9 protein-coding genes are annotated in these 12,220 nt (G+C 37.1%); 5 read left to right on the forward strand and 4 right to left on the reverse strand.

Annotated features, from left to right (window positions below; all coding sequences use genetic code 11):
* Nucleotides 1–417 precede the first annotated feature (417 nt).
* The 3 genes from pyrF to ACFIJR_RS07620 all read left to right on the forward strand — a co-directional run bounded on the left by pyrF (nucleotide 418) and on the right by ACFIJR_RS07620 (nucleotide 4,402).
* On the forward strand, nucleotides 418–1,263 hold the full coding sequence (gene pyrF / locus ACFIJR_RS07610) for an orotidine-5'-phosphate decarboxylase (protein WP_375626423.1): 846 nt from the start codon (nucleotides 418–420) through the stop codon (nucleotides 1,261–1,263).
* 534 nt (nucleotides 1,264–1,797) lie between these two features.
* Nucleotides 1,798–3,285, forward strand: a complete 1,488-nt coding sequence (gene hisS, locus ACFIJR_RS07615; RefSeq protein WP_375627365.1) for a histidine--tRNA ligase — start codon at nucleotides 1,798–1,800, stop codon at nucleotides 3,283–3,285.
* A 571-nt stretch (nucleotides 3,286–3,856) separates the two neighbouring features.
* Nucleotides 3,857–4,402 (forward strand): replication protein, encoded by a 546-nt coding sequence (locus tag ACFIJR_RS07620; protein WP_375627366.1) that lies wholly within the window; start codon nucleotides 3,857–3,859, stop codon nucleotides 4,400–4,402.
* A gap of 619 nt (nucleotides 4,403–5,021) precedes the next feature.
* Here ACFIJR_RS07620 and ACFIJR_RS07625 read toward each other — a convergent pair.
* The gene (locus tag ACFIJR_RS07625; protein ID WP_375626417.1) at nucleotides 5,022–5,543 is read right to left on the reverse strand and encodes a peroxiredoxin; all 522 of its coding nucleotides are present in this window, start codon (nucleotides 5,541–5,543) and stop codon (nucleotides 5,022–5,024) included.
* Nucleotides 5,544–5,759: 216 nt separating this feature from the next.
* On the opposite strand from ACFIJR_RS07625, the gene ACFIJR_RS07630 reads away from it, so the two are divergent.
* Nucleotides 5,760–7,388 carry an alpha-D-glucose phosphate-specific phosphoglucomutase gene (locus tag ACFIJR_RS07630; RefSeq protein ID WP_375653912.1) on the forward strand — a complete coding sequence of 543 codons (1,629 nt, stop codon included), beginning with the start codon at nucleotides 5,760–5,762 and terminating at the stop codon, nucleotides 7,386–7,388.
* A 1,056-nt stretch (nucleotides 7,389–8,444) separates the two neighbouring features.
* Complete coding sequence (locus ACFIJR_RS07635; RefSeq protein ID WP_375618296.1) at nucleotides 8,445–8,780, forward strand: zinc ribbon domain-containing protein YjdM; 336 nt, start codon at nucleotides 8,445–8,447, stop codon at nucleotides 8,778–8,780.
* A gap of 1,139 nt (nucleotides 8,781–9,919) precedes the next feature.
* On the opposite strand, the gene ACFIJR_RS07640 is transcribed toward ACFIJR_RS07635, so the two are convergent.
* The 3 genes from ACFIJR_RS07640 to trpS form a co-directional block, all read right to left on the reverse strand.
* Nucleotides 9,920–10,498, reverse strand: coding sequence for a NifU family protein (locus ACFIJR_RS07640; protein ID WP_015856727.1), 579 nt, complete (start codon nucleotides 10,496–10,498; stop codon nucleotides 9,920–9,922).
* 59 nt (nucleotides 10,499–10,557) lie between these two features.
* Nucleotides 10,558–11,049, reverse strand: coding sequence for a universal stress protein (locus ACFIJR_RS07645; RefSeq protein ID WP_375626412.1), 492 nt, complete (start codon nucleotides 11,047–11,049; stop codon nucleotides 10,558–10,560).
* Nucleotides 11,050–11,111: 62 nt separating this feature from the next.
* Nucleotides 11,112–12,182: a tryptophan--tRNA ligase gene (gene trpS, locus ACFIJR_RS07650; RefSeq protein WP_375627368.1), complete on the reverse strand. Its 1,071-nt coding sequence runs from the start codon at nucleotides 12,180–12,182 to the stop codon at nucleotides 11,112–11,114.
* Nucleotides 12,183–12,220 lie beyond the last annotated feature (38 nt).

Here is a 12,220-nt window from a genome sequence, read left to right on the forward strand (position 1 = left end):
AATGCGAGTTTCCATGTTTTATCTCCTTGAATATGCTGGAGATACAATGTCTTTTTGCCAATTATGTTCCAAAAGTGGTAAATAGCCGATAAAAAGGGATAGGAAAGATCGAACACAAGACGGTGATCATCATGGTAGGGCATTTTCTTTTAAAACTTTTGTTTAAAGCACGTTCATAGAGAGTTTTTGTTGATCATAAAAAAGGGGTGTAAAAACGACAAGGCACGCTATTGGGATTTATGAGTTCATTGAACAAAATAATATGGATGTTTTTTTTGTTTATATTCTTTCACAAATAAAAGCACACTTTGTATAGAGAGCTCTTTCTTTGTGTTTTCAGCATTGTATTCTTTTGACAAATGCTTTTCTTTTTGATTGTATCAAAAGGTTTAAAGACAGACCGTGTTAGGATATAAAATGTTTTGTTCAGCTTTTTTTAAAAATAGTGAGAAATATGGACCGCTTTGTGTTGGTTTTGATCCGAGTCATAAAGTTTTGCAATCATGGAATTTAAGCTGTGATTATAAAGGTCTAAAAGATTTTTGTGATATTCTCTTAGCAGCGGTTGTGGGTAAAGTGGGGATGATAAAGCCTCAAGCCGCATTTTTTGAGTTATATGGGGTGGAAGGGCTTCAAATTCTCAAAGAGCTTATTGAAAATGCACAGGCACAAGGTTTGTTGGTTCTCGTTGATACGAAAAGAGGGGATATTGGCTCTACCGCTGAGGCTTACGGTAAAGCTTGGCTTGGTTCAAGCAGTGCGTTTAAAGCAGATGCTATAACAGTCAATCCTTTTTTAGGATTTGATGCTCTCATTCCTTTAATAAAGATTGCAGAAGAAACAAAAACGGCTGTTTTTATGGTTGTTCAATCTTCGAATCCAGAGGGAAGGCACATTCGAAATGCGCGCATTGGTGATCAAACAGTTTCTGTTCATTTGGCACAGCGTATTTTTGAATATAATAGCCAATCTTCAAGTCAATATCATCATGTTGGTCCTATTGGGGCAGTGATTGGAGCAACATTGGGCAATGAAGCAAAAGATACAATCGAACAGTTAGAAAATAACTTATTTCTCGTTCCTGGTATTGGGGCTCAAGGGGGAACAATAACACAATTAACTCAGCAGTTTCCTCAAAGGCTATGGCAGAATCTTATTCCTTCCATTTCAAGATCGATTACACAGGTTGGTCGAAATAGTGTTGATTTAAAAAATGTTATTCATGATTTTGCCGAGCAATCTAAAAATACGCTTCTATCTTAAAGTTTTTTGCTAAGTTATCAAAGAAAAAAAGCTCTTATAAAAGAAGGGGGCTTATCAAATTTTAAGTCAGATACTTCTTTCAAAAAGTGATTTGCTTTATCTAAAGTCAAGAGTTATTTTTGATCTTTTCAAAAAGTGTTCATATATTTCTTATTTTCTGTTGGGATTGGGAGGATCAAATACGGAAAGCAAATGTTTGAAAAAAAATGCAGAAATCTTGGAAATATATGAAAAATTGCTTCAAGGAAGACAAGATATAAGGAAGAAAATGCAAGGAATACCTGAACAGTGCTAAAAGATGAGGCATAAGAGGGCTTGGAGAGTGTATTCGTTTTGGGAACATTTTAGTTTAAGGGCTATGATTCATCTTACAGGATAAACTCTTTTAGAATATCGCTTTATAAGGATATTGTTTTTGTAAAATAAAAGACTCTAACATGTTATTAAAAGTTTTTAGATTGATAAAGTCATTGCAGCGTTGGTTTCTATGGGATAATGGTTATTCGTGAACACATATTGTTGCTAGAGAATAACATGTCATTGAAACAAGAAAAAACCAAAGCCCGTTTACCCCGTGGTTTTGTGGATCGTACAAGTGCACAGTTGTATGCAACTGAAACAATGATTACAAAAATTCGTGAAGTTTATGAACTTTACGGCTTCGAGGCACTGGAAACACCAATTTTTGAATATACGGATGTTTTGGGTAAGTTTTTACCTGATGAAGATCGTCCAAATGCGGGCGTTTTTTCGCTACAAGATGATGATGAGCAATGGATGTCTTTGCGCTATGATCTAACTGCTCCTCTTGCTCGTTATTTTGCAGAGAATTTTGAAGTTTTGCCAAAGCCTTATCGCAGTTATCGTCTTGGTTTTGTGTTTCGCAATGAAAAACCTGGACCAGGGCGCTTTCGGCAATTTATGCAGTTTGATGCGGATATTGTTGGAACATCAACGGTAGCAGCGGATGCCGAAATTTGTATGATGGCAGCAGACAGTTTGGAAAAGTTAGGGTTTCACCAGCATGATTATGCCATTCGCTTGAATAACCGAAAAATTCTGGAAAGTGTTTTAGAATTGATTGGTTTAGGGGAAAGGGAGCAGATTGAAAGGCGCTTAATTGTTCTTCGAGCAATGGATAAACTGGATAAATTTGGTCCTGAAGGCGTGCGTTTGCTTCTAGGCAAGGGGCGTTTGGATGAAAGTGGTGATTTTACAAAAGGGGCCGAGCTTAAGGATAAAGAGATTGAGTGTATTCTTTCCTTACTGACTGTAAATGCAAAAACGGCAGAAGAAATCCTTGATGTTCTCAGACAAGTCGTTGGTCAGAGTGCTCAGGGGCTTGAAGGGGTTCGCGAGCTTGAGGAAATGCAAGCAATCTTTGTCGCTAATGGTTATCACAATCGCATTAAAATTGACCCTTCGGTGGTTCGTGGATTGGAATATTATACGGGACCTGTTTTTGAGGCGGCATTGCTTTTTGATGTTCTCAATGATGATGGGCAAAAAGTTGTTTTTGGCTCCGTTGGTGGTGGTGGGCGCTATGATGGATTGGTGGCACGCTTTCGTGGTGAAAATATTCCGGCAACAGGTTTTTCAATCGGTGTTTCACGCTTGATCGCTGCTTTGCAAAATCTTGGAAAGTTGCCTATGAAGGACACAACAGGGCCGGTTGTGGTACTGAGGATGGATAAAGAACCAGAGGCGGTTGCTGGTTATCAAAAAATGGTGATGCAATTGCGAAATGCGGGAATTCGTGCTGAGCTCTATTTGGGGGCATCGGGAATTAAAGCGCAGATGAAATATGCAGATCGACGTCAAGCGCCTTGTGTGGTTATCCAAGGTTCACAAGAGCGTGAGAGCGGGAAAATACAGATTAAAGATTTGATTGAAGGAGCGCGGTTGTCTCATGAGATCAAAGATAATCAAACATGGCGTGAAAGCCGTCCTGCGCAAGTGATGATTGATGAAGAGCAATTGGTTCAAACAGTACAAGATATTTTGGCAGCCCAAAAACGATAATGATAAAAGTTTTGTGAAAGAAATTGTTAGGAAAAGCTTGAACATTTCTTCTTCAATTTTCAGAATTTGTATTTTACTTGTTTAGATATTCTTAAAATCGCGTTATTTTTTTTAAAGTTCCTGCGGCATAAAAGCAATTTTTAAAGGTGAAAATGCTTTTGAGGACGCGAGGTAAGCACCTTCGTAAAGCAAAATACTGGACACTGAAGCATTTGAGGTCCTTGACGCAACCCTGTTTAGAAAAATTGATGATCAATAACAGAAACCCAATAGTTTATAGCAATATTGATCATCATTCATTCATATGGATTTAATTTTTGAATTCTCATTTGCTGATATCATATTTTCTACTGTTTTATTGTCGGCAGTCTACAATCTCACATCCATGAGAGATGAAAGAAATCTCAAGAGTTTTATTTTAGAAGATTTTTTTAGTTTCAAAAGCAACGAATAACTTAAATCAGACAATTTTTAAAGGAAAAATATGGGAGGCATTATAAGAGATTATAATGAAAACCATTTGAAATTATTCATTTATTATAACAAATCAATTTTTTACGGAGAAATGAAAATGGCCCAATATGATTTTACAGTGTTATATGAAAGAAATCCCTTTATTTTGAAAAAACCTGAAGATATTGGAAAATCATTTAAACTTCCTCCTTCAAATTTCGGATTTGAAGATCTTCCGCAAATTACGTTTTCAGGAGCGTCCGATAGCCGGCGTATGATTTTTGGGCTATCATTTAGTGGTATGAAAGCATTTTTTGTGATGTTGTGGCAGGTAGGGAAAATGTCAGATGAAGATGATGTGGATTTATGGTTTGATCAGGTAAGATTAGATGAGGATACTCTCAATGAATTTTTGATTTGTGATCTTTCAATTCAAGAACCAGAATATCTTAATTTTGAAAGTTTTAAAGAAGGTATCAAAGAATTAGAAGAGAATAAAATTGTAGCGAAGGGGACAAAAAAATATTGTTATTTCATTAATCCAGATATTTTTGGTCTTCCTGAATGTGATGAAGATTTTGAGCTCGATGAAGAGGAAGAGATAGAAGAGGAAGAAATGAAAAAACACTTTATGGTAGAATATCCAAATAGACGCCTTCTTTAACTGTTTTTCTCTTAGAGAAAAATAAAAGCTTAGAATAAATGACTATTAAAACAGCAATGAATCTGTTTATTGTATGTGAATTGGAATGTTTACGGGATCTGTTTTTATTTAATATTCTTCATGAACGGTTATTTATGCAGAGCCGTTTTTATACCATATTTTTTTCTTGATGCTTTTGTGAAGCTTGCAGTAATGATGTTCATAGCTTTTGTGTTTTAGAGCGTTTATGAGACGCATTTATACTCTTTTTAACCGTTTATTCATATGCCAATCTCACGTGCTAATGAGCAAGAAAATAGTTTTAAGAGATTCAATATAAGAAGGGATAAAATAAAACAATCTTATGATATTCAGTGCCTCTCATTCGACATGAAAAATTATAAATTATCTTTATAAATCAAATTATTGTTTGACACAAAGTTTTTTCAAAGCAGTTAAAACGTGAAATACCTATTAAAAATTTATTGCTGGGATATTTTCTTACCGAAAACGCTCAACCAAATTATAGTGTCTGCTTTGACAAATAGATGTTTCAAAAAATACAAACGACACAAATTTTCTTTACTAAGGAAATTTGTGTCGTTAAATTTTGTTTAAATGGACGACTTTGGGGGCGGAATTAGCTTTTCAAAGCTTTTAAAACATTTTGTGGTGAAGAGACTTCGTAAGGATCTGTCATGCAATTGTCTGAAAAACCCGCTTCTTCAAACCATTGCTCAACCACACCATCATTAATAACGGCAGCATAGCGCCATGATCGCATGCCGAAACCAACATTGTCTTTTGCAACCAGCATACCCATTTTGCGTGTGAATTCACCAGAGCCATCAGGAATTAATTTCACGTTTTTGATATTTTGTGTTTTTCCCCAAGCGTTCATGACAAAAGCATCATTGACGGAAAGGCAATAAATTTCATCAATACCCGCTTGTTTAAATTCATCATAGAGTTTTTCAAAGTCAGGCAGCTGAAAGGTTGAGCAAGTAGGGGTAAATGCTCCAGGAAGAGAAAAAAGAATAACACGCTTTCCTTTAAAGTAAGAATCGCTGTTAACTTCTTGCCACCGATAAGAATTATTTTCACCCACTTCATCTCGGACACGTGTATGGAATGTTACATTGGGAACAGTTTTTTTCATCATAAGGATGCTCCTATATTTTTTACAAAAATTTCGTTTTAAAACAGCTTTTGTCTTTAAAAGCATATCGGAAAGAACGGTTTAAATAAAAGGGATTCTTTAAAAATTCTGACTTCTAACGAGTGTGCAAATATTTCACACTTCCGTCAAGTAGAATTAATGGTCGACTTTGGATACTCTTCACCTTAAAATTAAAGGAAAGAATATGAAGGTATTTACATGACCATAAAGACAGTTTTGACCACGGCTTTTGAGGGGCAAAAACCGGGAACGTCTGGTTTGCGCAAAAAAGTGTCTGTTTTTCAACAACCTCATTATGTAGAAAACTTTATACAGTCTCTTTTTGATAACATTGGACCTCTTGAAGGAAAAATGTTGATTCTTGGGGGCGATGGGCGCACTTTTAATCGTACTCTCCTTCAGATTGTGTTGAAGATGGCAGCGGCGCATGGTGTTTCTTGTGTTAAAATGGGAAGGGGCGGTATTCTTTCTACACCTGCTGTTTCGCATCTTATTCGTAAAACCCATGCTCATGGTGGACTTATTCTTTCTGCAAGCCATAATCCTGGTGGTCCAGAGGGAGATTGTGGTATCAAATACAATGTTTCTAATGGTGGACCCGCTCCTAATTCTTTATGTGATGCTATTTTTGCAACATCGCAACGTCTTTCCTTTTATAAAATTCTTGAAGCACCAGATATTGATTTAGATAGGCAAGGTACGATCTTTATGGGAGCCATGCGGATTGATATTATTGATTCTGTTGCTGATTATGTTGCTTTGATGCAGGAGCTTTTTGATTTTGACTGTATTGCCAAGGCCGTCGCTCGAGGTCTTACTTTACGGTTTGATGCTATGCATGCGGTAACAGGGCCTTATGCTCATGAAATTTTTGAAAAATGCTTAGGATTTTCTGAAGGAACGGTGGTTAATGGTATTCCTTTGCCAGATTTTGGAGGCGGTCATCCGGATCCCAATTTGGTTTATGCCAAGGCTCTTTATGATTTATTGATGTCAGAGAAAGGACCAGATCTTGGCGCAGCCTCTGATGGTGATGGAGATCGTAACCTCATTATTGGTCGTGGGCAATTTGTCTCGCCTTCAGATTCTTTGGCTATTATGGCTGAGCATGCACACCTCATTAAAGGATATCGAAAAGGTGTTGTGGGGATAGCGCGTTCTATGCCGACGGGACGTGCTGCTGATCTGGTTGCGGAAAAACACGGATTAAACTTTTTTGAAACGCCAACGGGATGGAAGTTTTTTGGAAACCTTTTGGATGCGGGGAAAGTAACCTTTTGTGGTGAAGAAAGCTTTGGAACTGGCTCTCATCACATCCGCGAAAAAGATGGTTTATGGGCTGTCTTATTTTGGTTAAATCTTTTAGCGATAACAGAAAAAACTGTCGCACAAATAGTTCAGCAGCATTGGTACACCTATGGGCGTTTTTACACGTTACGGCATGATTATGAAGAAGTCGAAGCAGATAAAGCTTTGGAACTTATAGAACATTTGCGTACGCACTTACCACATGCAGGAACTGAAATTGCTGGATTTTTCGTCAAAAAAGCAGATGATTTTACATATCATGATCCTGTTGATCAGAGCGTTAGCACGCGGCAAGGTATACGTATTTTTTTCGAGAACGGAGCACGGTTGGTGATCCGTTTGTCGGGAACAGGGACGCTAGGTGCTACTTTACGACTTTATTTTGAACAGTATGAAAGTGATCCGCGCAAACACAATTTTAATCCGCAAGAAGTTCTCCAACCTTTGCAACAGGTGGCACTAAAACTGTTAAATATACAACAAGCATTGGGGCGAGATCGCCCTGATATTATCACCTAAGATCAGTGGAATGTTTTTTGTAAAGGTATGATGATTGATCACATGAGGTATGTTTTTAGGGACGTGATTTTATTGGCCATAAGGCAGAGCTTCCATTTTCAAGCTCGTTTTGTTTTTTCCTCTTTTACATGTCAATTGGATTCCTAAAACTTCTGGCTTCTTAAAACCAAATGCTGTAGGTAATTATAATCAGGCATAATCGGGGAATTTATGTCCAATGGTTTCTAATGGTTTGATAGAAATATTTGTTTAATAGGGGGGGCTCATACACAACAAAATACGATCATTGTTGCACATTTCATATGGTTGTCTTAAAGAAGCTTCTCTCTCAAAACGCTAAAAACGTATCTTATGCGTGTTACTTTTGAAAGGGATAACCGGCCATCCATTGAGCAGCACCATTTTTATGCTTATGAGAGAGTAAGACCAGCACCATCATTCACTTTGCCCGCTTTCAATGTTGGCTCTTATATTTGAGAGTATTTAGTATTTTGAATAATTGTTTTACACGGCTCTTCCTACTTGTAACATGCAAGGAAAAGGCTTTGGTTTATTCAATGTAAAAGAGGTTGAGAGAATCTTACGATATTGGGGGCTCTCATTCAATATACAAAACCATTAACTATGATCATAAATCAGTTTGTTCTCTAACATTATGAATGCTTTACTTAAATAAAAGGTCAAGTTGAGTCTATCATTTTCTTGTTTCTCAGTTTTTAGCTTTTTGGAAGCGTTTTTATTCAGAGATGTTCCTTTTCTAATTGTTTTTTATTCATTCGTTAATTGTATTGGTGATGTATAAGAAAATGATTTTGATTCATTTATGAGAGAGAATGAAGTGAGTAAATTTTATGATATGCGGGGGCTTATTTAAGTTATATAATGATCAATCATTTTTATAAACCCATGTATGGTATGTGATGATAGTATTCATGAACACAGTTGGCAGATGAAGGTTGAAACAAAGGGAAATGTTTTTCTAAAATAATGGACAATAAGTACTTCTTGCTTTATGACCAGTCATAACAAATGATTTTTCTTTTAAAAGGGGAATTTATGACCCAATATCCCAAATGTCCTCGTTGTGATTGTCTTTATACTTATGAAGATGGTGAAAATTTTGTGTGTCCTGAATGCGCACATGAATGGCCACAAAAAAACGATGATACTGTTCTTGTCAATACTGTTTATGATGCCAATGGTCAGATTTTAACAAACGGAGATACCGTTATGGTGATAAAAGATCTGAAAGTAAAAGGCGCTTCATCTGTTTTAAAAGGTGGTACTAAGGTAAAGAATATTCGCTTGGTGGATGGGGATCATAACATTGATTGCAAAATTCCAGGGATTGGTCAGATGAGTTTAAAGTCGGAGTTTGTGAAAAAAGTTTAGGCATTTATCCCCTTGCAATTGTTTTTGCATTTCGCTGGTTTTTTATTTTTACATTCTTCTCGAATGGGCTTTTTTTGTTGTTTCACAGATTACACCAATCAGATAGAGGCAATATATTTTCCTTTATTGCAAAGCCATGTATCGCAGAGGAATAGTGGCTCTGTCTTTTCTTTTAATACGCAGTTATGGGTGAAGTTGGATGTTGACGTACATGCGACAGTAAAAGTATGTGCTTTATGAGAAGAACAATGCGGTAAAGCAGACAAACTTATTCCTACTGGATTGAAGAAATATTCTCATTTTTTATTAGATAATTTCTCAAACAATCATAATAGATCTAGCTTAAATGTATTTATTTTTTACAGGTAATTCCACCGTTTGCGTCATATTTATGGAAATGAGATTGAAAATGATAGAGGGGAAATTCTTGATTTTAAGAATAGAAAAAGGACGGTATGATCTTGATAAGGTCGTACGGTTATGCATTTTCCAGTTTTTAGTGCTGCAACAGTCTCTTATAAAAAGTGTGTATAAGAGCTATTAAAAATAGTTTTTGTTATTATCCAGTTTGTGCTGTGTAAGCGGACGATTTTGATTGATACAATAAAAACAGAATTGAAATAAGAAGAATGCCAGAATTCTCATTCAAGTTGCAAAATGTGATCTTTGTTGATTGGCTGCTACAAGAAGTATTTTGCGTGATTTTATCGTTGGGAGAAGTGAGAAAGATGGAGCAAATGGGCACTCTATCTTACAATGTTTTCTTTTTTGGGTTTTCTTTTTTTGTAACGGGTCGTGTTTTCCTAGTTAAAATTGCATGACAAGATTATGAAACAAAATAAATTTAAAGTGCATGCCCATGTTTTGTACTTCTGTGGATATCATTATTGGGTTTGTTGTGAAACAACCGATGCTTCTTAAAAGGGGCTTTGAAATCTTTTTAAGGCATATATGGAGGTGAAAGGTGAGTGAAGGTATTATTATTGGACAGACTTTTTTAACAGTACTGTATTTTTATGGCTACATAGCTTACTTTTAAAATTTCAGGAATAAAATGACGTAAGATTTTTGCACTCCATGTTTGAGCGCTGTTGAAGAGGGGCAATCGGTGTGGTTATTTTACCTATTGAGGTCAATATTTATTGTGGCATGGCTTCAACGCCTAAAACTTCAGGGATAAAATGGCGTAAAAGATTTTCAATACCATGTTTGAGGGTTGCCGTTGAAGAGGGACATCCAGCGCAGGCACCCCGCATATTGAGATAAACAATACCATTCTCAAATCCGCGAAAAGTAATGTCTCCACCATCATTGGCAACTGCTGGGCGGATACGCGTTTCAAGCAGCTCTTTAATGGTTAAGACAATATCAGCATCTTTTTCGTCATAAAATTCTTCGTTAAGGGCATGGGTTTGTGCTTGTATTGTAGCGTTGGTGGTGATTACTGGCTCATTGGATAGAAAATGTTCCATGATTGTGCCTAAAATGACGGGCTTGAGATGTTGCCATTCTCCTTCTTTTTTGCTTACGGTGATAAAATCATAGCCTAAAAAAACACCATTGATATTGGGAATATTAAACAGCTTAGCCGCCAAAGGTGAGTTTTTAGCTGCTTCTTCAGGGTCACGAAATTCTAATACGCCCTCAGAAAGAACCACGCGTCCTGGCAGAAATTTAAGTGTTGCAGGGTTTGGTGTGGTTTCAGTTTGAATAAACATAGACTCTCCTTTTATAATGAAGGATTAGGAAGATCTTACATTGTAGAATATTATATTTTTTAGGCAATAGATCTAATATCGTCATCGGCAAGATTGCTAGGAATAACAATGACAGGAATTGAAAAAGCTGTCCCTTTATTCCCGATTAATTGAACAAGGGGTCCTGGTCCTTCTGTATGTCCACTGGCTGCTAAAACAATTAGTGCAATCCTTTTATCTTCGTCGATCAGTTTGGAAATCTCATCAATTTTTTTTCCTTCACGCACCACTATTTCTGTTTCAAGCGCATGGGTGGTGCGGACTTCACTGGCAATGCCTCCTAATATTTTATGAGCACTTTGCGTTGATTCTGTGCGCATAACGTTGTTTACACCCAGAAAGTGTTGAAATTCCACACTATCAACGACACAAAGTAATACCAATGTTCTATTGGTATTTTGGGCATGCTGTGCGGCAAACGCAACGGCACGCCGACACTCTGGTGTTTCATCAATAATGACTAAGTTCTTTTTCTTGGGTTCTTTTTTCGGATTTTTTGGTTTGGAAATCATGCACTTTCTCTATTTTGTACAAACGATTTTTTTGCTCTCTACAGTTTTTAGTTTTATTATCTTTATGTATCGTGCAAAAATCCAATAATTTCACGAATTTTTTTCATATTTTCTTCTGCGAGCATACTAGCACGTTTAGCGCCATCACGCAAAACAGAGTCGATATAATCACTTTCTTGATGCAGTCGACGTAATTCTTCTGTTATAGGGGCAAGCTTATGGACAGCAAGGTCGGCTAGGGCTGTTTTAAAATGCGAAAATTGTTGACCAGAAAATTCTAAAAGAATCTTTTCTTTGCTGACGTTAGCAAAGGCGGCATAAATACCAAGCAGGTTATCCACTTCTGGTCGTTCTTTTAAAGCGGTCAGGGTATCGGGAAGAGGAGCCGAATCCGTTTTGGCTTTGCGTATTTTTTTTGCGATAAGATCAGCATCATCGGTCAAATTAATGCGTGAAAAATCTGAAGGATCTGATTTTGACATTTTTTTCGTCCCATCGCGCAAAGACATAACGCGTGTGGCTGTTGTTCCAATAAGCGCCTCTGGGAGGGGAAAGAAGCATTGCCTTTTTTCTTCATCCGTTTGCATAGAGATACCAAAATTTAATTCGGCAATACGTTGTGCATAGTCGTTGTTAAATTTTTGTGCAATATCGCGTGTGAGTTCAACATGCTGTTTTTGATCTTCGCCTACTGGAACATGCGTTGCACGATAGACTAAAATATCAGCAGCCATCAAAGTGGGATAGGCAAAAAGCCCGAGGGATGCTTTTTCGCGATCTTTTCCTGCTTTATCTTTAAATTGTGTCATGCGTTGAAGCCAGCCGATACGGGCAACACAATTAAAAATCCAGGCGAGTTCAGCATGTTGAAAAACACGTGATTGGTTAAAAATAATGTGTTTTTGAGGGTCAATACCGCAGGCTAAAAAGGCGGCTGTCACTGTTCTGGTGGATTCCCGTAAAGTAAGGGGATCTGGGTTGACTGTGAGCGCATGCATATCCACAACACAATAGAGGCAGTGATGAGAGTTTTGCAGTTCAACCCAACGCTGAATGGCTCCAAGATAATTGCCAAGATGTAAATGACCACTCGGTTGTACGCCGGAAAAGACAAGTGGTGTGAAGGTATCCATAGGAGTGCTCTTTCTTCAATTAAGGTTATTTGTTTTAT

Origin of the sequence: Bartonella sp. OD88NMGDW (genome assembly GCF_042193775.1) — a bacterium.
Lineage (GTDB): Bacteria > Pseudomonadota > Alphaproteobacteria > Rhizobiales > Rhizobiaceae > Bartonella > Bartonella grahamii.

What these genes read in the sequence shown, in the direction of transcription:
- pyrF (WP_375626423.1), top strand. Translation starts at nt 418, where the DNA reads ATGTTTTGTTCAGCTTTTTTTAAAAATAGTGAGAAATATGGACCGCTT.
- hisS (WP_375627365.1), top strand. Translation starts at nt 1,798, where the DNA reads ATGTCATTGAAACAAGAAAAAACCAAAGCCCGTTTACCCCGTGGTTTT.
- ACFIJR_RS07620 (WP_375627366.1), top strand. Translation starts at nt 3,857, where the DNA reads ATGGCCCAATATGATTTTACAGTGTTATATGAAAGAAATCCCTTTATT.
- ACFIJR_RS07625 (WP_375626417.1), bottom strand. Translation starts at nt 5,543, where the DNA reads ATGATGAAAAAAACTGTTCCCAATGTAACATTCCATACACGTGTCCGA.
- ACFIJR_RS07630 (WP_375653912.1), top strand. Translation starts at nt 5,760, where the DNA reads ATGACCATAAAGACAGTTTTGACCACGGCTTTTGAGGGGCAAAAACCG.
- ACFIJR_RS07635 (WP_375618296.1), top strand. Translation starts at nt 8,445, where the DNA reads ATGACCCAATATCCCAAATGTCCTCGTTGTGATTGTCTTTATACTTAT.
- ACFIJR_RS07640 (WP_015856727.1), bottom strand. Translation starts at nt 10,498, where the DNA reads ATGTTTATTCAAACTGAAACCACACCAAACCCTGCAACACTTAAATTT.
- ACFIJR_RS07645 (WP_375626412.1), bottom strand. Translation starts at nt 11,049, where the DNA reads ATGATTTCCAAACCAAAAAATCCGAAAAAAGAACCCAAGAAAAAGAAC.
- trpS (WP_375627368.1), bottom strand. Translation starts at nt 12,182, where the DNA reads ATGGATACCTTCACACCACTTGTCTTTTCCGGCGTACAACCGAGTGGT.